This window comes from Bacillus sp. AR4-2 (assembly GCF_008274865.1).
In the GTDB taxonomy this organism is placed as follows: Bacteria; Bacillota; Bacilli; order Bacillales; family Bacillaceae_G; genus Bacillus_A; species Bacillus_A cereus.
In genome coordinates this window covers 4,118,974-4,137,382 of record NZ_CP031062.1, presented here as the reverse complement: position 1 = coordinate 4,137,382, position 18,409 = coordinate 4,118,974, and the positions used below count along the sequence as shown (strand labels likewise).

Genomic DNA, 18,409 nt, shown 5'->3' with positions numbered 1-18,409 from the left:
TGGTTTTGTTTGTTATAATTACCTTAAAATGTAATAAAGGGAGCGGTATGATGAATCAAAAAGATAAAGAAAGAAAAGAGCGAGTGGCTCATATTATTAACATTCCAGATGAATATAGTCTTGTTGTAGATGATCAAGAAGGGGTTGATGACCCGTATCATCTATTATGGTGGGAGCATAAAGAGGATCAGGAGAGAACGATACAAATTACATTGAATAGACATACTGGTAATTTAATTGAGTTTAGGATAGATGATGAAAATTCTTTTTCAAGTGGTAAGGAAGCGATAGAGGAGAAGAAGGCAAGGGAGATTGCAAATGCGTTCTTGAAAAAATATACAAAAGAAGGATATGAATTCTATACATATGTAACGGTTAAGGACGACAGGCGTGGTTGGAAAGAAGTAAATTATATGCAAGAAGTGAATAGCTATCCATTGCCGAATACAGGGTGCGTTGTGCGAGTGAACCCTTCAGGTAATGTTGTGCAATTTCATTACAATGGACAAAAAGCTATAGAGAAAAAACCGTTATGGCCAAGTGAAATTGTTGAGGAGAATATCGTTTTAGAAAATTTGAAAGCTAGACAAGATATGAGACTTGTATTTATAGATTTAACATACTCTTCATGTGAGTATGAAAGCGGGGAAGAAGTAAAAGGGTACCATCTTGTATATGAACCAGAGCCTAGTCATGCGTTTATTGATGCAAGTACAGGTAAAGATTTATATGAGCCAGATCATTATAAATTGCCTTCGGCTGTAGCTGTTGGAAAATCGAGAAAAGGTAACGAACGAGGTGACATATTCGAATTATTTGACTGGAATAAAGAAGGTTTTACAAAAGTAGATGAGACGGAAAATGATGATGAAATAAGGATGAAATTTGTTCCGAAAGAGGAATTACAAAAACAGAAAGAAGAAAAGAATCCATATTTAATGAATGAATTCTTTAAAAAGCATTTACCGATGTTGAAATATAATAATTTAGTTAGCGTTACAATTGATAAATTAACCAATGAATTAACTGGTTTTATAAAACTGACAGATGATAAAGAAGTAAAGCAAATACTGTCTAGAGAGGAATGTTTACAAAAAGCACTTCAATTTTTAGAACGAGTTATTCCAGATATCAAACAATATCTGCGTCTTTGGGAGGAACGTGAAGAAGCAGAAGATGGGATTGAAAGATTTATCTTTTCTGTATATATAAATGATATTCCGGCAGAGTATAACCAATTTATGATCAACATCAATGCAGAAAATGGTGCTGTTATGCACTACTCGGGGGAGTCTAGCAACTTTATAAAAAAATTACTTACATATGAAACAACACCAAAATTAATAAAAGAAAAAGCGTTAGAAATATACAGAGCGGCTATCCGAGTTAAATTAGAATGGTTTTTAGATCATGATGCAGAGGAAACGAAATACAAACTACTGTACAAACAAACGACAGATGAAAAACATAAAGAACCTTTTGATTGTAGTCGGGAAATTCGTTATATTGATGCCCAAGCGGGGAGAAAGATTTGGAGTAAGTAAAATAAAAAGAGTTATTTTTCAAAGAAAATAACTCTTTTTATTTTTATAATTTGCCTGTTCGCTTTTCAAAAGTAAATGTGATAGGAAGATTGGAATGAGAACTATCACTTTTAAATATTACTTTCCATTCTTTAGTATGGGCTTTAATTTCAAAATTAAGAAGATTCATCGCTCTACGTTTATCTATTTCTAAAAACATATTATGAATTTCTGGTTCTTGCTGTAAATTAAGAGCCTTTAGTGTGACTGTAAATGTGAAAAAATTCTGCCCTTCATATACTATTTTTGATATTTTTGTTTTTTGTGTATTTAACAGCACATAAAAACGGTCTGATGGAGTTAATTGTACAGAGTCATCAGTAATTTCATTCTCGCTATTATGAAGTTCAACTAAGAAAGATGTACTATGTGAAGAATCTTTTTTGCTTGTAATCTGTAATTCAGTAGGAATCATCGGTATTTCATAAAAGTCATTCCTTATTATATTATTGTAATCCTCTGAAAATTTACGGACTTCTTTTGGAAAAGAGTCTTCTTGTGTACTTAAAAAAGTTTTATGTTGCTTTGGAATTTTTTTACTAAAATTTAATGTTTCTTTAAAGTAATAATTGGATCCAGTTAAAAATAAAAAACTACAAATTAATAAAAAAATTCGATACAGATTTTGAAAATGAAAGAACAATAGTATACATGTAATAATTCCAATTACATAGAAAATAAAGATAAGTAGTTCTAGTTTTGAGTGAAACGAGAAACCATAGTTATGAAAAAATTTTATTCCAGTTATAATTTGAGCTCCAAAAAATAAAGAAATTCCAAATTGAAAAAATAATAAATCAGGTCCTCTTTTAATAACAAAAGTAATGAACGAAATGAAAAGTAAAAATACCCCTAAATAAATTGTTACATTTAATAATCGTTCTAATGTAATCATGAATAATGTCCCCTTTAATAGCATATTCATATATAAATAACAATTTTATATAATTATAATATAACAATAAAATATTTTAAATGTTGGAAGTGTTGAGTTTTATAAATAAACTGTACAGACACAAACAACCTCACGCCCACATACACATAATAAAGACCACTATTTTGGCGGAGGTGAAAGGTTTGAGTCTATTCGCCGCAATTGGATATATGGTTCGAGAAGTGTTTGTCTTTGTTTCTTATGTGAAGAATAATGCGTTCCCGCAGCCGTTATCATCAGATGATGAGAGAAAGTACTTAGAGTTAATGGAGCAAGGTGATGCTCAAGCGAGAAATCTTTTAATTGAACATAATTTACGGCTTGTAGCTCATATCGTTAAAAAATTTGAGAACACAGGAGAAGATGCAGAAGATTTAATTTCAATTGGTACGATTGGGCTCATTAAAGCGATCGAGAGCTATTCTGCAGGAAAGGGAACGAAGCTTGCGACGTATGCAGCACGCTGTATTGAAAATGAAATTTTGATGCATTTACGTGTACTAAAGAAAACGAAAAAAGATGTTTCACTTCATGATCCGATCGGGCAAGATAAAGAGGGCAATGAAATATCGCTTATTGATATATTAAAATCAGAGTCTGAAGATGTAATTGATATGATTCAGCTTAGTATGGAGTTAGAAAAAATTAAAGAGTATATCGATATTTTAGACGAAAGAGAAAAAGAAGTGATTGTGAAACGTTTTGGACTTGGGCTAGATAAGGAGAAAACACAGCGGGAAATCGCTAAGGCGCTTGGTATTTCTAGAAGCTACGTATCACGGATTGAAAAGCGTGCTTTAATGAAAATGTTCCACGAGTTTGTCAGGGCAGAGAAAGAGAAAAAAGCGAAAGAGTAAAGTGTATTAGAAGCAGCCATATTTAAAATGGGCTGCTTTTCTTATTGTAAATAAGAAAAGAAAACGCGTTATGCTAAGAAGAAATACATGTTCACTGTTGAAAATGACGGATTCTATCTGTAATATTAGAAGGTGCTAAATAATTTAAGAATAATACCATACTTAGTTTTCTGTATATATAATAAGGCTGCTTTATATGATATGTGGGAATAAGAACCAATTTTACATATGATATAGAAAGAAAAGAAGGGAAAACTAAAGTTATAGACTGATTAGGGGGTTTCGCAATTTGCGACGTACATTATATCGACTTATGATAGAACTTACAAATGGTCGCTTTACTTCTTATATATTACGTAAATTTGCACAATCTCGTTTGAGCTCTATCATTATTCCATCGTATGCGAAAGTTTTTCAAATTAATCAAGATGAGATGGAAAAGGGTTTGAAGGAATATAGAACATTGCATGAATTATTTACGCGTAAGCTAAAAGAAGGAAAGCGTAGTATTGATACAGATGCATCGAGTATCGTTAGTCCTGTTGATGGTGTTTTTGCAGATCATGGTCCTATTGAGGATACAAAAACATTTGATATTAAAGGAAAGCGCTATTCAATTGTGGATATGCTAGGTAATGAAGAACGTGCAACGCGATATGCAGGCGGTACATATATGGTAATTTATTTGAGTCCAAGTCATTATCATCGCATTCATAGTCCGCTTTCTGGTTCTGTGACTGAAAGATTTGTACTCGGTAGAAAATCATATCCGGTAAATGCAGCTGGTATGGAATACGGGAAAGAACCACTGTCAAAAAATTATCGTTCTGTTACAGAAGTAAGCAGTGATGGCGAGCATATGGCTCTTGTAAAAGTAGGGGCCATGTTTGTTAATAGTATTGAGCTTTTGCATGAGAGAGACACTGTTCAAAAAGGTGAAGAAATGGCATACTTTACATTTGGTTCAACAGTTGTGTTATTGTTTGAAAAAGATATGATAGAAGTAGTGCAGGAATTAAAGAGTGGACAAGAGCTTCGTCTTGGTGAAAAAATAGCTACTCGCTTAGCTCATAAATAAAGAAAAGCTTTTATAACCGTAAGTAAGAGTTATGGGCAAAGATACTTAATGATGAAATCCCCTAGATGGGAGTACTTGTTTATTCGAGAGCCATCGTAGGATGGCTCTTTTTACAGGGCATCCAATAAATTATCCTTTAACTGTTTAATTGGTAAGGGCTGATTAAACTTTCACTTTATATGTAATCAAGATGATTTGACAAGCTTGTCCTCTAATGAGCGTCTAATGATTTCTTGTTTTATAAGTAAAATGAAGTCGGGATTTAATTTTAGTTCTTTTGCTTTATAATAAGACTCAGTGAGTAACTCAGTGGATAACTGTTCCATATGTTTTGTTTTCAAGGTGAGTCACCTCCTAATAATATAAGGATTGATTCGTTGATGCATTTAATGTACCAAAAAAATATGACAGTCACAAACGAGTGGTTATCCACATACCTAGGTGGATAAAGTGTGTATAGTTTGTTAGTAAATTCCAAATTAACTGAAAAATTAATGTGGAAAATGTGTACAATTTTATCCACAGGTTATATATCGAAAAATGTTGTCGAAAAATTTTATGAAAAATCCTCAAAGAGGTGAAAGAAATTGAAACTATTTTTACCAAATGAATATGTGAAAAATGTATATCATGTTCAACCAGAAGATTTAAAAAAACGTGGGATTAAAGGTGTTATTACTGACTTAGATAACACTTTAATTGAATGGGATCGTCCCAATGCAACACCGCAACTTGAAAAATGGTTTTTGGAAATGAAAGAGCAAGGCATTCAAGTAACGGTCGTTTCAAATAATAATGAGCAACGTGTAAAAGATTTTGCTGATCCATTAGGTATTCCATTTATTCATAGTGCACGTAAACCATTTGTTCGCGCATTTAAGCGTGCGATACAAGAGATGCGTTTGCAGCCAGATGAAGTTGTAGTAATTGGAGATCAGTTACTGACTGACGTGCTTGGTGGAAACCGAGTAGGCCTTCATACAATTTTAGTTGTACCGGTAGCACAAACGGACGGATTAGTAACGCGCTTTAATCGAAAAATTGAACGAAGAATTATGAAAAATATGAAGAAAAAAGGTTTAATTAACTGGGAGGAATAAAGTTTGACTGAAACAATTAAATGTATTGGTTGCGGTGTAGAAATTCAAACAGAAAATAAAAACGAAGTGGGGTATGCTCCTGCCTCATCTTTAGAGAAAGAACAAGTTATTTGTCAACGTTGTTTTCGCTTGAAGCATTACAATGAAATTCAAGATGTATCGTTAACAGATGATGACTTCCTACGCATTTTAAATGGAATTGGAAAATCAGATGCATTAGTAGTCAAAATTGTAGATATTTTTGATTTTAATGGTAGCTGGTTACCTGGCTTACATCGTTTCGTAGGGAATAATAAAGTATTACTTGTTGGAAATAAAGCTGATTTAATTCCAAAGTCAGTAAAACATGATAAAGTAAAACATTGGATGCGCTATAGTGCAAAGCAGCTAGGATTAAAACCAGAAGATGTCTTTTTAATTAGTGCAGCGAAGGGACAAGGAATCGCTGAATTAGCAGATGCTATTGAGTATTATCGCGGCGGCAAAGATGTTTATGTTGTTGGATGTACGAATGTAGGGAAATCGACATTTATTAATCGTATGATTAAAGAATTTAGTGATGAGACTGAAAATGTAATTACAACATCTCATTTCCCAGGAACAACACTTGATTTAATTGATATTCCATTGGACGAAGAGTCTTCTTTATATGATACGCCAGGTATTATTAACCACCACCAAATGGCTCATTATGTTGGAAAGCAAAGCTTAAAGCTTATTACACCAACAAAAGAAATTAAGCCGATGGTATTCCAATTAAATGAAGAACAAACGTTATTCTTTAGTGGATTGGCACGTTTTGATTATGTAAGTGGTGGTCGTCGTGCATTTACTTGTCACTTCTCGAATCGCTTAACAATCCATCGTACAAAGCTTGAGAAAGCAGATGAATTATATAAAAATCATGCCGGGGATTTACTAAGCCCACCAACGCCAGAAGAATTAGCAAATATGCCTGAGCTAGTGAAATACGAATTTAATATTCGTGAACCTAAAACGGATGTTGTATTCTCTGGATTAGGATGGGTTACTGTGAACGAACCAGGAGCAAAAATTGTTGCACACGTACCAAAAGGAGTAAGTGTTTCACTACGTAAATCTTTAATTTAATATGGAGAGGGATTTATGAAACAATTATATGGTGTAATCGGAAATCCAATTGGACATTCATTATCACCCGTTATGCATAACGATGCATTTGAACACTTGAATATGGATGCCCATTATCATGCGTTCCTTGTTGAAGAGGAATTGCTAGGGGAAGCAGTAAGAGGTTTAAAAGCATTAGGTATTTCAGGATTTAATGTAACAACTCCGCACAAGGTTGCTATTATGGAGTATTTGGATGAGATTGACCCATTGGCAAGGAAAATCGGTGCAGTAAATACAGTGGTTCATAAGGATGGAAGATTAATTGGCTATAATACAGACGGGATTGGTTTTGTTCGAGCGTTGCAGTCAATTAGTAATGAACCACTTCAAGGGAAACGTATTTTGTTACTTGGTTCAGGTGGTGCTAGCCGAGCTATTTATTTTTCTCTTGCTGATGTAGGTGTAAAAGAGATTGATGTAGCCAATCGTACAGTAGATAAGGCAAAGGAACTTATTGCTGCACGTACGGCCGATGTTAATTCTGTTGCTTTGTCGTTAGAAAAAGCGACAGAAGAACAAGGAAATTATGATATTATCATTCAGACGACAACGATAGGTATGCATCCACACGTAGAACATACGCCATTACAAATTTGTTCGTTAAAAAAAGGAACGATTGTATCAGATATAATTTATAATCCATTTGAAACGAAAATTTTATGTGAGGCAAAAGAGCAAGGTGCAATCATTCAAAATGGTATTGATATGTTTGTTTATCAAGGAGCACTTGCATTTGAAATGTGGACAGGACGCACGCCAAATATCGAGAGAATGAAACAATTAGTTATAGAAAAGCTTGGAGGCTAACATATATGTTAACAGGAAAACAAAAAAGATTTTTACGTGCACAAGCACATCATTTAACACCAATTTTTCAAGTAGGAAAAGGCGGAGTAAATGAAAATATGATTAAACAAATCGCAGATACTTTAGAAGCTCGTGAGTTATTTAAAGTAAGTGTATTACAAAACTGTGAATTTGATCGCCGTGAGGTTGCGGAAGAACTTGCAAAAGGTGCACGTGCTGAAATCGTTCAAGTAATTGGAAGCACAATCGTTTTATACAAAGAATCAAGAGAAAATAAACAAATTAAGCTTCCTCGATAAAAAGACTAGCATGCGCTATTTTTATCGTTTATGCGTAATGATGTAGAGAGCGAAACCAATTGAACTTTTATTAATAGCAACTCTCTTCATTCCTAACCGAGGAGAGTTGCTGTATGTAAAAGGAAGGGGCGTTTCTTTTGAGAAAAATTGGCATCATTGGCGGTACATTTGATCCGCCTCACTATGGACATTTGCTAATTGCAAATGAAGTATATCACGCTTTGAACTTGGAAGAAGTATGGTTCTTGCCAAACCAGATTCCGCCACATAAACAAGGGCGGAATATTACAAGTGTAGAAAGTCGTTTACATATGTTAGAGCTCGCGACTGAGGCAGAAGAGCACTTTTCTATTTGTTTAGAAGAGCTAAGTAGGAAGGGCCCATCTTATACGTATGACACTATGTTACAATTGACGAAGAAGTATCCGGATGTGCAGTTTCACTTTATTATTGGTGGGGATATGGTTGAGTATTTACCGAAGTGGTATAACATTGAAGCTTTACTTAATCTTGTAACGTTTGTTGGAGTTGCAAGACCTGGGTATACATTGCATACACCATATAAGATTACTACAGTGGAAATTCCGGAATTTGCAGTTTCTTCATCCTTATTACGTGAGAGATATAAGGAGAAGAAAACGTGTAAATATTTACTTCCCGAAAAAGTACAGGTATATATCGAGAGGAATGGGTTGTATGAATCGTGAGAATGCACTGCATATTGTCAAACAACAAATGCATGAAAAACGTTATATACACACAATTGGTGTAATGGAGACAGCGATTGAGCTTGCTAAGTTATACGGTGTGGACGAAAAAAAAGCAGAGATGGCAGCTATATTCCATGATTATGCGAAATGTAGAGCGATTTCAGAGATGGAAGAGATTATTAAACGTGAAGATTTGCCGAAAGATTTACTTTGCTATAACAAAGAGTTATGGCATGCACCTGTTGGGGCATACTTAGTAGAAAAAGAAGTAGGCATTACGGATTCTGAAATTTTGCAAGCTATTACATATCATACAAGTGGTCATGAGAATATGACGATGTTAGATAAAGTGATTTATGTAGCTGATTACATTGAACCTGGGCGAAAGTTTCCAGGAGTGGAAGAGGCTCGTAAACTCGCATATACGGATATAAATCAAGCTTTATTATTTGCGTTAAAGAGAACAATTCAATTTTTAATGGAAAAAGATCAGACGATTTATCCATTAACATTCCAAACATACAATGCAGTTATCAAGGAGGAAATGAGTAAATGAACGATAAAGATTTATTAGTATTAGCGGCAAAAGCAGCTGATGATAAGAGAGCAGAAGATATGGTTGTCCTAAATATGCAAGGTATTTCACCAATTGCAGATTATTTCATTATTTGTCACGGGAATTCAGACAAACAAGTGCAAGCAATTGCACGTGAAATTAAATCAAAAGCACATGAGTTCCAAATCGACGTACAACGTATGGAAGGGTTTGACGAAGCACGTTGGGTATTAGTTGATCTTGGAGATGTAGTTGCTCATGTATTCCATAAAGATGAGCGTAATCACTATAATTTAGAGCGTCTATGGGGCGATGTGCCACGTGAAGATATTACAGAAGAGTTAGGCCAATGAAATACGAACAATTTGCATTGTTGTACGACGAACTAATGAATGATGTCCCTTATGATAAATGGGTGGAATTTACAGAGGAAAGTTTACAGCAGGCAGATATGAAAGAGGCAAAAATTCTTGATGTAGCATGCGGTACGGGTAATGTAACCCTGCCGCTTGTGCAAAAGGGTTACGATTTAATAGGTGTCGATCTTTCAGAAGAAATGTTAACAGTCGCTCAGCAAAAACTAGGAGGAGAGGGATACTTTATTCCTTTTTATCAACAAGACATGCGAGAGCTTGATGTTCCAGGTGAGTTTGATTGTGTAACCATCTTTTGTGATTCATTAAATTATGTATTGCAAGAAGATGGAGTACAAGAAACATTTAGAAGAGTATTTCACCATTTACGTCAAGATGGTTTGTTTTTATTTGATGTACATTCTTTATATAAAATACATCATGTATTTCAAAATGAAACGTATACAGTGAATGGAGAAGAAATATCTCTTATTTGGAATTGCTTCCCTGGTGAAGAATCAAATAGTGTAGAGCATGATTTAACATTCTTTGTTCAAGATCCGGAAGAAGATGTGTACCATCGGTTTGACGAATGTCACGTGCAACGTGCATATCAAGTGGAAGAGTTAACGAAATGGCTTGAAGAAGCAGGTTTTACAGTGCTTCGTGTAACAGGTGATTTTGAGCGACTTGAAGTTACAGAACAAACAGAGCGTATTTTCTTCATGGCGAAGAAAAACGGATAAAACAAAAGCAACCGAGAAGGTTGCTTTTGTTTTATAAAGAAGATGTATTTTTAGTTCTAGCATAATCTGAAGATCGTATGAGTAAAGTGCGGGAATAGTAGTTGAAGTGAAAATGTATTGTAAAAAAGTAAGTATTTATAAAAAGGATTTGGAATGAAAATGACGTATTTATTATGTGTGTTTATTGAATTGCTGATCAACGCATTCTAAATCTTCATCAAATTTTTCATGTGTTCGCTCGATTAACTTATGGAACATATCTCCAACGTGCTCTTCTAAAACCCGAATGCCTTCCCCAGTAACGCCGCCTTTCACGCAAACCTTTTCTTGTAAGGTAGGTAATGTGAAGATTTCTTTTTCAAGTAATTTCCCCATCCCCACGACCATTTCACTTACTAAAGTAGTAGCCTCTTCGTGTGTAATATTTGTTTTATCTACAGCAGCGTTAATGAAGCATTGTAGTAAATAACTAAAGAAAGCAGGACCGCAACTTGCTATATCAGATGAAACGCGCGTTATATCTTCTTCTATTACAAGAGGTGTAGAAATGTTTTTGAATAGACGAAGTAGTTTTTGTTGCCATTCTTCAGAGCAATTATCTCCAAATGTAAATAGTGAGGCGCCAGAGAGCGCGCGATTTGTGATACTTGGAATGATACGCGCGACGTGGCAAGGTACGAGAGTCTCTAATTGTGATGGAGATATTGGACTTGTAATAGAAACTAAGCACGTTTCATCAGAAAAATGTTCAGCGTATTTTTTTAGGATAGGGTATATATCTATCGGCTTGACACAAATAAAAATAAGTTGTGATTGTTCGATTACTTCCGGGATTGTTTTTGCTATATGAACAGAAGGGTATTTTTCTTTTATATGATATGCTTTTGCAGGCGTCCGATTAATGATTGTAAGGCACGAAGGTTTGACAGCACGGGTTTCTAAAAATGCATCGATTAGTATATTCCCCATGTTTCCTGTCCCTATAATTCCTATGTTCAAAGTTTCATCCCTCCTTCGTAACAGCTTTCTCCTAAACAATATGAATGATGTTATAAATTTATGATTAGAGGTGTAAAATGATGTGGGATTTTCCGAAAAAGTGGTTAGGTTTAGTAGTTATTATTGGAACTTTACTTTTTCTTGTTTTTTGGAAAACGAATCAGAGTGTAGAACGAACGCCTATTACAATGAATGTACAAGAGAAGGAAATCGAAAAAAAGGGTAAACCGAAAATATCGGATACAAAGGAACAGAAAAGAACAATTATAATTGATGTGAAAGGAGCGGTTAGTAAAGAAGGGGTATATGAAATGAAGGAAGGAGATCGCGTAAAGGATGCGGTTCAAAAGGCTGGTGGTTTTTTATCAGAAGTAGATATGAAAAAAGTGAATTTAGCACAAATTGTACAAGATCAAATGCTCCTTTATATACCGAGTAAAAATGAATCAGAACAAGGGGTGCTTACTTCTTCTAAGGAAGATGGCAAGATTCGAATAAATACAGCGGCGAAAGAACAACTAGAAAAAATTACAGGGATTGGCTCTCGAAAGGCAGAAAGTATTTTGAAATATCGAGAAGAACATGGTCCGTTTCAGAAAATAGAAGATTTATTAGAGATTGATGGGATTGGTGCGAAGTCTCTTGAAAAGATAAAAGATCAAATTATTATTCCGTAAAAGATTGACGAAGTTTTTCTTCTTTCGCTACACTACAAGTAGACAAAAAAGTAGGTGAAAAATATGGAACGAATTTCATGGGATCAATATTTTATGACGCAAAGCCATCTACTATCTTTGCGTAGTACATGTACAAGGCTTGCGGTAGGAGCGACAATCGTTCGCGATAAACGAATTATTGCTGGTGGATATAATGGTTCAATTAAAGGTGGCGTACATTGTATAGATGATGGTTGTTACGTAATCGATAATCATTGTGTTCGGACAATTCATGCCGAAATGAATGCTTTATTACAATGTGCCAAGTTTGGTGCGAAAACAGAGGAAGCAGAAATTTACGTTACGCATTTCCCTTGTTTACAATGTTGTAAGGCAATTATTCAAAGTGGTATTACAGCGGTTTATTATGCGCAGGATTATAAAAATCATCCATACGCCATAGAGTTATTTGAACAAGCGAATGTAACAGTGAAACACGTTCCGCTAGAATATGATATTGCTGCATTAGAGGATCAAAAACGTTATACAGAGTTGAAAGAATTATTTGCGTCTTTAGAAAAAGATAATTTATCAATGGAAGAATTACAGCATGTATTCACGAAAGCAAAAATGATGCTATAAGGAGTGAGTATAAGTTGCAAGAACAATGGGGGTATGTTGCAATCTCGTTTATAATAGGGATTGCAATTGCCTTTTCCTCGTCACTTTTATTGATAGTTTTTTGCCTCTTTTTAAATGTTTTCTTCTGTTTATATCGCACTTCGCGTAAAACCTTCATTTTTTGTATTGTAGCGTGCTTTAGTAGCGTTATATACACTTCATATGTTCAAACGTGGAATAAGCCTCTAGGGGAGTCCTATGGAGTTACAAGAGGGGTTATACAAAATACACCACTTGTTAATGGGGATCGCCTATCTTTTCAATTTGAAGATCAGAATAAAAATATAGTGCAGTTAAGTTATAGAATAAAATCAGCTTTGGAAAAGAAAAAAATGCAACAATTATACGCAGGGATATCATGTGTATTCGAGGGTGAGAGGAAAGAACCGGAAACAGCTCGGAATTTTCATGGTTTTAATTACCGTGATTATTTATACAAACAACATATTCATTTCACATTTGAGGCTACATATATTTCTGAATGCTATAAAACATCACTGTCGCTTACGCAATGGATTCTTCTTTTGAGGCAACAAGCAATCTCGAAAGTTACAGAAATGTTTCCAGAGCAATCAGGTGCTTTTATGAATGCATTACTATTTGGTGATAGACAACAAATGACGTTTGAAGTGGAAGAGCAATATCAACAATTTGGTCTTGTACATTTGTTAGCAATTTCAGGTTCGCACATTGTATTGTTAATGGTAATAGTATATTTTATTTTGCTAAGAAGCGGTGCGACAAGGGAGGTAGCAACAATTTGCCTTATCGTTTGTATTCCTTTGTATATGGTTTTAGCAGGGGCGTCACCCTCTGTTATAAGAGCTTCTATAACAGGAGTTTTGATGTTGATTGCTTTTATGTGCTCGATTCGTTTGTCTAGTTTAGATGCTTTAAGTGTAACAGCTATATGCATGCTTATATATGACCCTTATCTTGTTTTTAATATTGGATTTCAGTTTTCTTTTGTAGGTAGCTTCGCTTTACTTTTGTCTGCTCCGTTATTGTTAGGGAGTAGCAACGGAGTAATCCGGAATTCTATTTATATTTCTATCATTTCACAGCTCGTTAGTACTCCGATTTTGTTATATCACTTTGGTTATTTTTCTCCATATAGCATTCTCCTCAATCTCTTATACGTTCCGTTTTTATCTATCATTGTATTACCATGTAGCATTATTATTTTACTGTGTATGCCAATTGTCCCGTTTCTCGCAAAAGGATTTGCCGATGTATTATCAATAGGCTTGAGTATGTCTAATGATTTTCTAAGTTATTGTGAAAGTTTACCATTTACCCAGCTTATCTTCGGGGAAACGCCCCTCAATCTTGTAGCTGTATATTGCGCGAGTATTGTCAGCATATTGATGGTTTGGGAAAGAAGAGCGCCGAAAAAAATAGTTTGTATAGTTGCAAGTGTATTTCTTTTTATTAGCACATGTCATTATATATATCCATATTTTAGAGGAAGCGGAAGTGTAACATTTATTGATGTTGGACAAGGTGATGCAATATTAATTCGCCTTCCGTATGATAAAGGGATTTATCTTATTGATACAGGTGGAACGCTTCGTGTGAATAAGGAAGAATGGCAACAAAAAAAGCATGAATTTTCTGTTGGGAATGATGTTTTAATACCCTTTTTACAAAAAGAAGGTATTAAAACAATTGATAAATTAATCGTAACGCATGGAGATGCAGATCATATAGGTGCTGCACAAGAATTATTATCATATATACCTGTAAAAGAAGTGGTATTTGGCCGAAAGGGAAAAGATGCAGTATTAGAAAAAGTAGTCAAGAAACAGGCATTAGAAAAGGAAATGAAAATAACTGAAGTGGGGGAAGGGGCGAGTTGGAGTGTAAATGAAGCGGAATTTTTCGTTTTAGCTCCAAAAGGAAAAGAAAAAAGCGAAAATAACGCTTCAATTGTAATATGGGCAAAATTTGGAGGGTTGAAGTGGCTATTTACAGGCGATTTGGAAGAAGAAGGGGAAAAGATTTTAGTAGAGGCATATCCAGATTTACAAGTGGATGTTTTAAAAGTTGCTCATCATGGGAGTAATACGTCATCTATAGAGCCTTTTTTGAACGTCATGCAGCCTCGTGTAGCGATTATATCTGTTGGTAAGCAGAATAGGTATGGACACCCGCATAAAGAAGTGATAGAGCGTTTTGAGAAGATGGGGAGTGCGATATGGCGCACGGACAAGCAAGGTGCTATTTCCTATGTTTTTAAAGGGGAAAATGGAACCTTTAAAAGTAAAATCACATATGATAAAACACATAATAGATGAAAAAGAGAAGACTGCCATGAAGTGGCAGTCTTTAAGAACCGATAAATTTAATAACAGTTGCAATGATGAAAAGTGTTGCGAAAAAACCAAATGAGACGATAAATCCTACCCCTGAATCAATAGCGTCATTGCGTTTACTTTGAACGTTTTGTTCAAAATCATTCATTTAGAATCCCTCCCCAACATTCCACTTTAGTATAAAATATTGTCAGAAAAAAATCTACAATTTCCATATGAAGAGAAAACGAGCTTTTTTGCTACTTTTAAATCATGAAGTAATGTGAGTTTTTCGTTTCCAAGCATGTTAACAGTTGGCACTTATACTCAAATTTTTATTGCGAATAATAAAGGGAAGGTGATTACCGCACACCAATAAGAAACCCGGGGCTTATTGCGTGGCGTTTAATATAAATAAAGGGACGGGTTATAAAGCCTGTTCCTTTGTACTTGTAAAACAAAAGCTAGGGCATTAGTATAAATATATATTGCCAAGTTAGGGAGTAGGAAAAAGTATGAGTGATATACATAAAAAAATTAAAAAGAAACAGTTTGCTCCGTTATATTTACTATATGGAACGGAAGCTTTTTTTATAAATGAAACGATAAAGCTTATTACGACAGAAGCACTTGAAGAAGAAGATCGAGAGTTTAATGTTGTGACATACGATTTAGAAGAAGCGTATTTAGAAGATGTGGTTGAGGATGCGCGTACGCTTCCTTTCTTCGGAGAACGGAAAGTACTGTTAATAAAATCACCGTTATTTTTGACTTCGCAAAAAGAAAAGTTAGAGCAAAATATAAAAATTTTAGAAGAATACATTGGTGAACCTTCTCCATTTTCTATTCTTGTTTTTGTTGCGCCTTACGAAAAACTTGATGAGCGAAAAAAAATTACAAAACTATTAAAGAAAACAGCAGATGTAGTAGAAGCAAATGCGATGCAAATACAGGATGTTCAGAAATGGATTGTTGCTCGTGCAGATGAAGTGCATGTGCATATTGATAACGCGGCTGTTAGTTTGTTGCTAGAGCTTGTGGGAAGTAATGTAACAATGTTGGCGAAGGAAATGGACAAGTTAACGTTATACGTTGGTATGGGTGGAGAGATTACGACGAAACTTGTTGCAGAGCTTGTGCCAAAATCCGTTGAGCAAAATGTGTTCGCTTTGACAGAAAAAGTGGTGAAAAAAGATATTGCAGGTGCAATGCAAATTTTGGATGGATTATTTACGCAGCAGGAAGAGCCGATTAAATTGCTTGCGTTATTAGTGAGTCAATTCCGCTTGTTGTATCAAGTGAAAGAGCTACAGCAACGTGGTTATGGACAAAATCAAATTGCGTCTCATATTGGTGTACATCCGTATCGCGTGAAGTTGGCAATGAATCAAACGAAGTTTTTCTCTTTTGAAGAATTAAAAAAAGTGATTATAGAATTAGCGGAAGCTGATTATAGTATGAAGACGGGAAAGATGGATAAGAAACTTGTGCTCGAGTTTTTCTTAATGCGATTAAATCATATGTGATGACACAAAAAAGTTCATGTACTAAGTACATGAACTTTTTTGTATATAAAAAAACGATCCAAATGGATCGTTTTTTAAACGCCTTACGCGTTTACTTGTTTCGCTAAGCGAGATTTTTGACGAGCTGCAGCGTTTTGGTGGATAAGACCTTTACGAGCTGCTTTGTCAAGTTTTTTAGAAGCAGTTTTGAAAGCTTCTTTAGCATTTTCAAGATCGTTATTAGTAACTAAAGCTTCTACAGTTTTAACAGCAGAACGCATGTCAGACTTGATAGAAGCGTTATGTGCACGACGCTCTTCGCTAAGTTTAGCGCGTTTGATAGCAGATTTGATGTTTGCCATACTTTTCACCTCCCTGGTGCAATCGAATGACTCGATTCTTACATAGAACAAGTGATATTCTATCAAACGGTGAAGAGAATTGCAATAGTATATCCATGAAATTTCACGTAAAGGAAAGAATGACCTTATATAACTTTGGGAAATCTAACGATATTTACTATGAATTACGGAGGAGATACGATGAAAGAACCATTAGATTTAAGTAAATATAGCATTAGAACTGACCTTGCTGTAGAAGCTCATCAAATGTTGCAAGAAAGCCAAGAAGAACAAAAAGGGATACAGGGAGTTATTGTAAAAGAGAGAGAAGAAGAGGGGACTATAATTACAAAAGTAACAATTGATGAAGCTGCCTCTGAAGCGATGGGTAAAAAGCCTGGAAATTATTTAACGCTTGAAGTACAAGGGATACGTCAGCAAGATACAGAACTTCAACAAAAAGTGGAGCGTATTTTTGCAAAAGAATTTTCTTGTTTCTTAGAAGAGGTTGGAGTTACAAAAGAAGCAAGCTGTTTAATTGTAGGTCTTGGGAATTGGAATGTAACACCAGATGCTCTTGGACCGATAGTTGTAGAAAATGTATTAGTAACGAGACATTTGTTTCAATTACAGCCTGAAAGTGTAGAAGAAGGGTTTAGGCCTGTTAGTGCAATTCGGCCGGGGGTAATGGGAATTACAGGGATCGAAACGAGCGATGTTATTTATGGGATTATTGAGAAGACGAACCCGGACTTTGTAATTGCAATTGATGCATTAGCTGCCCGTTCTATTGAACGAGTAAATAGCACGATACAAATTTCTGATACTGGAATCCATCCTGGATCGGGGGTTGGGAATAAACGTAAAGAACTAAGTAAAGACACATTGGGTATCCCTGTTATCGCAATTGGTGTTCCGACTGTGGTCGATGCTGTTTCGATTACAAGTGATACGATTGATTTTATTTTGAAACATTTCGGCCGAGAGATGAAAGAAGGAAATAAACCTTCACGATCTTTGTTACCAGCGGGATTTTCATTTGGAGAAAAGAAAAAATTAACAGAAGAAGATATGCCGGATGAAAAGAGCAGAAATATGTTTTTAGGTGCTGTTGGTACGTTGGAAGAAGAAGAAAAAAGAAGGCTGATTTATGAAGTGCTATCTCCTCTTGGTCATAATTTAATGGTAACCCCAAAAGAAGTAGATACTTTTATTGAGGATATGGCGAATGTAATAGCGAGTGGTTTAAATGCGGCGCTGCATCATCAAATTAATCAAGATAATACGGGAGCATATACACATTGAGGGGAACAGATGATTATCGTTTGAGTCGCTTTACGCTTTTGTGTATATGTAGTGTGGCTTTATGTTTACTTATGATGATAGCAGGAGTGGCACTTGCTAATCATGGTTTGAAAAGTATGAAAGGTTATCAGCAATTGTCATATGAACAAATAGCTCATATGACAGGGACAGAAAGTACAGGTGCTGAATCAGAAATTTTGGGTAGCTCGTTTTCGGCCTCAGAAAAACAACAACAGTTAGAACGTTTAAGAAGTTTTAATGTTGTAGAAGGAATTGGGATGGCAGTAGCAAGTGTAGCTTATGAAATGACGAAGTTCGGAACGGATATCGTTGTTGGGAAAATAAAAGGAATTTTTAGCTAAGAGTAACATGGGAGGCGGTTGTTTTACTGGTTTGTAAGACAGCCGTTTTAAAATTTGAAAAGGGTTTGTCTCTTATGGTTTATTCGCATAA

Annotated in this window: 22 protein-coding genes; 17 read left to right on the top strand and 5 right to left on the bottom strand. The window is 35.1% G+C overall.

Features of this window, described 5'->3' with window-relative positions:
- The first annotated feature begins 50 nt into the window (after positions 1-50).
- A complete protein-coding gene (locus tag DN399_RS21380) occupies positions 51-1,544 on the top strand; it encodes a YcdB/YcdC domain-containing protein (protein ID WP_001072094.1) in 1,494 nt (497 codons plus the stop codon).
- Positions 1,545-1,587: 43 nt separating this feature from the next.
- On the opposite strand, the gene DN399_RS21375 is transcribed toward DN399_RS21380, so the two are convergent.
- Complete coding sequence (locus DN399_RS21375; protein WP_002024823.1) at positions 1,588-2,508, bottom strand: hypothetical protein; 921 nt, start codon at positions 2,506-2,508, stop codon at positions 1,588-1,590.
- Between the two features lie 152 nt (positions 2,509-2,660).
- Between DN399_RS21375 and sigK the strand changes: the two genes are divergently transcribed.
- Together sigK and DN399_RS21365 are read left to right on the top strand one after the other, a co-directional pair.
- Positions 2,661-3,374 (top strand): RNA polymerase sporulation sigma factor SigK, encoded by a 714-nt coding sequence (gene sigK, locus DN399_RS21370; protein WP_000051382.1) that lies wholly within the window; start codon positions 2,661-2,663, stop codon positions 3,372-3,374.
- 289 nt (positions 3,375-3,663) lie between these two features.
- Positions 3,664-4,452, top strand: coding sequence for a phosphatidylserine decarboxylase (locus tag DN399_RS21365; protein ID WP_001255000.1), 789 nt, complete (start codon positions 3,664-3,666; stop codon positions 4,450-4,452).
- A gap of 185 nt (positions 4,453-4,637) precedes the next feature.
- Here the strand turns inward: DN399_RS21365 and sda are convergent, their stop codons facing one another.
- A complete protein-coding gene (gene sda / locus DN399_RS21360) occupies positions 4,638-4,793 on the bottom strand; it encodes a sporulation histidine kinase inhibitor Sda (RefSeq protein WP_000850094.1) in 156 nt (51 codons plus the stop codon).
- Between the two features lie 246 nt (positions 4,794-5,039).
- Here sda and DN399_RS21355 point away from each other — a divergent pair, with 246 nt between their 5' ends.
- The 8 genes from DN399_RS21355 to DN399_RS21320 all read left to right on the top strand — a co-directional run bounded on the left by DN399_RS21355 (position 5,040) and on the right by DN399_RS21320 (position 10,175).
- On the top strand, positions 5,040-5,552 hold the full coding sequence (locus DN399_RS21355; protein ID WP_000765314.1) for a YqeG family HAD IIIA-type phosphatase: 513 nt from the start codon (positions 5,040-5,042) through the stop codon (positions 5,550-5,552).
- 3 nt (positions 5,553-5,555) lie between these two features.
- Complete coding sequence (gene yqeH / locus DN399_RS21350) at positions 5,556-6,662, top strand: ribosome biogenesis GTPase YqeH (RefSeq protein WP_000140799.1); 1,107 nt, start codon at positions 5,556-5,558, stop codon at positions 6,660-6,662.
- Between the two features lie 15 nt (positions 6,663-6,677).
- On the top strand, positions 6,678-7,511 hold the full coding sequence (aroE, locus tag DN399_RS21345; RefSeq protein ID WP_000812076.1) for a shikimate dehydrogenase: 834 nt from the start codon (positions 6,678-6,680) through the stop codon (positions 7,509-7,511).
- Positions 7,512-7,516: 5 nt separating this feature from the next.
- The gene (gene yhbY, locus DN399_RS21340) at positions 7,517-7,810 is read left to right on the top strand and encodes a ribosome assembly RNA-binding protein YhbY (protein WP_000955224.1); all 294 of its coding nucleotides are present in this window, start codon (positions 7,517-7,519) and stop codon (positions 7,808-7,810) included.
- Between the two features lie 137 nt (positions 7,811-7,947).
- Positions 7,948-8,517 (top strand): nicotinate-nucleotide adenylyltransferase, encoded by a 570-nt coding sequence (nadD, locus tag DN399_RS21335; protein ID WP_001226048.1) that lies wholly within the window; start codon positions 7,948-7,950, stop codon positions 8,515-8,517.
- Positions 8,507-9,076, top strand: a complete 570-nt coding sequence (gene yqeK, locus DN399_RS21330) for a bis(5'-nucleosyl)-tetraphosphatase (symmetrical) YqeK (RefSeq protein ID WP_001078477.1) — start codon at positions 8,507-8,509, stop codon at positions 9,074-9,076. Before nadD ends, yqeK begins: the two co-directional genes overlap by 11 nt.
- Entirely contained in the window at positions 9,073-9,429 is a 357-nt protein-coding gene (gene rsfS / locus DN399_RS21325; protein ID WP_000998173.1) for a ribosome silencing factor, read from the top strand. Before yqeK ends, rsfS begins: the two co-directional genes overlap by 4 nt.
- Entirely contained in the window at positions 9,426-10,175 is a 750-nt protein-coding gene (locus DN399_RS21320; RefSeq protein WP_000873069.1) for a class I SAM-dependent methyltransferase, read from the top strand. Before rsfS ends, DN399_RS21320 begins: the two co-directional genes overlap by 4 nt.
- A gap of 171 nt (positions 10,176-10,346) precedes the next feature.
- Here the strand turns inward: DN399_RS21320 and comER are convergent, their stop codons facing one another.
- Positions 10,347-11,174, bottom strand: coding sequence for a late competence protein ComER (comER, locus tag DN399_RS21315; protein ID WP_001020554.1), 828 nt, complete (start codon positions 11,172-11,174; stop codon positions 10,347-10,349).
- Positions 11,175-11,251: 77 nt separating this feature from the next.
- On the opposite strand from comER, the gene DN399_RS21310 reads away from it, so the two are divergent.
- From DN399_RS21310 to DN399_RS21300, 3 genes are all read left to right on the top strand, one after another.
- Positions 11,252-11,851: a helix-hairpin-helix domain-containing protein gene (locus DN399_RS21310; RefSeq protein ID WP_000989944.1), complete on the top strand. Its 600-nt coding sequence runs from the start codon at positions 11,252-11,254 to the stop codon at positions 11,849-11,851.
- A gap of 63 nt (positions 11,852-11,914) precedes the next feature.
- Positions 11,915-12,472 carry a ComE operon protein 2 gene (locus tag DN399_RS21305; RefSeq protein ID WP_000439769.1) on the top strand — a complete coding sequence of 186 codons (558 nt, stop codon included), beginning with the start codon at positions 11,915-11,917 and terminating at the stop codon, positions 12,470-12,472.
- A 14-nt stretch (positions 12,473-12,486) separates the two neighbouring features.
- Positions 12,487-14,808: a DNA internalization-related competence protein ComEC/Rec2 gene (locus DN399_RS21300; RefSeq protein ID WP_001157831.1), complete on the top strand. Its 2,322-nt coding sequence runs from the start codon at positions 12,487-12,489 to the stop codon at positions 14,806-14,808.
- Between the two features lie 31 nt (positions 14,809-14,839).
- On the opposite strand, the gene DN399_RS21295 is transcribed toward DN399_RS21300, so the two are convergent.
- Entirely contained in the window at positions 14,840-14,974 is a 135-nt protein-coding gene (locus DN399_RS21295) for a YqzM family protein (protein WP_000997609.1), read from the bottom strand.
- A 346-nt stretch (positions 14,975-15,320) separates the two neighbouring features.
- On the opposite strand from DN399_RS21295, the gene holA reads away from it, so the two are divergent.
- Positions 15,321-16,331: a DNA polymerase III subunit delta gene (holA, locus tag DN399_RS21290; protein ID WP_001279916.1), complete on the top strand. Its 1,011-nt coding sequence runs from the start codon at positions 15,321-15,323 to the stop codon at positions 16,329-16,331.
- An 83-nt stretch (positions 16,332-16,414) separates the two neighbouring features.
- On the opposite strand, the gene rpsT is transcribed toward holA, so the two are convergent.
- Positions 16,415-16,672 carry a 30S ribosomal protein S20 gene (gene rpsT / locus DN399_RS21285; RefSeq protein ID WP_001274011.1) on the bottom strand — a complete coding sequence of 86 codons (258 nt, stop codon included), beginning with the start codon at positions 16,670-16,672 and terminating at the stop codon, positions 16,415-16,417.
- A gap of 180 nt (positions 16,673-16,852) precedes the next feature.
- On the opposite strand from rpsT, the gene gpr reads away from it, so the two are divergent.
- Together gpr and DN399_RS21275 are read left to right on the top strand one after the other, a co-directional pair.
- A complete protein-coding gene (gene gpr, locus DN399_RS21280) occupies positions 16,853-17,956 on the top strand; it encodes a GPR endopeptidase (RefSeq protein WP_149149925.1) in 1,104 nt (367 codons plus the stop codon).
- Positions 17,953-18,318: a YqxA family protein gene (locus DN399_RS21275; RefSeq protein ID WP_001215037.1), complete on the top strand. Its 366-nt coding sequence runs from the start codon at positions 17,953-17,955 to the stop codon at positions 18,316-18,318. Before gpr ends, DN399_RS21275 begins: the two co-directional genes overlap by 4 nt.
- Positions 18,319-18,409 lie beyond the last annotated feature (91 nt).

Excerpts from the sequence above, each read along its gene's own strand:
- DN399_RS21380 (WP_001072094.1), top strand. The coding sequence starts at position 51 with ATGAATCAAAAAGATAAAGAAAGAAAAGAGCGAGTGGCTCATATTATT.
- DN399_RS21375 (WP_002024823.1), bottom strand. The coding sequence starts at position 2,508 with ATGAATATGCTATTAAAGGGGACATTATTCATGATTACATTAGAACGA.
- aroE (WP_000812076.1), top strand. The coding sequence starts at position 6,678 with ATGAAACAATTATATGGTGTAATCGGAAATCCAATTGGACATTCATTA.
- yhbY (WP_000955224.1), top strand. The coding sequence starts at position 7,517 with ATGTTAACAGGAAAACAAAAAAGATTTTTACGTGCACAAGCACATCAT.
- yqeK (WP_001078477.1), top strand. The coding sequence starts at position 8,507 with ATGAATCGTGAGAATGCACTGCATATTGTCAAACAACAAATGCATGAA.
- rsfS (WP_000998173.1), top strand. The coding sequence starts at position 9,073 with ATGAACGATAAAGATTTATTAGTATTAGCGGCAAAAGCAGCTGATGAT.
- DN399_RS21320 (WP_000873069.1), top strand. The coding sequence starts at position 9,426 with ATGAAATACGAACAATTTGCATTGTTGTACGACGAACTAATGAATGAT.
- DN399_RS21310 (WP_000989944.1), top strand. The coding sequence starts at position 11,252 with ATGATGTGGGATTTTCCGAAAAAGTGGTTAGGTTTAGTAGTTATTATT.
- DN399_RS21305 (WP_000439769.1), top strand. The coding sequence starts at position 11,915 with ATGGAACGAATTTCATGGGATCAATATTTTATGACGCAAAGCCATCTA.
- DN399_RS21295 (WP_000997609.1), bottom strand. The coding sequence starts at position 14,974 with ATGAATGATTTTGAACAAAACGTTCAAAGTAAACGCAATGACGCTATT.
- holA (WP_001279916.1), top strand. The coding sequence starts at position 15,321 with ATGAGTGATATACATAAAAAAATTAAAAAGAAACAGTTTGCTCCGTTA.
- rpsT (WP_001274011.1), bottom strand. The coding sequence starts at position 16,672 with ATGGCAAACATCAAATCTGCTATCAAACGCGCTAAACTTAGCGAAGAG.
- gpr (WP_149149925.1), top strand. The coding sequence starts at position 16,853 with ATGAAAGAACCATTAGATTTAAGTAAATATAGCATTAGAACTGACCTT.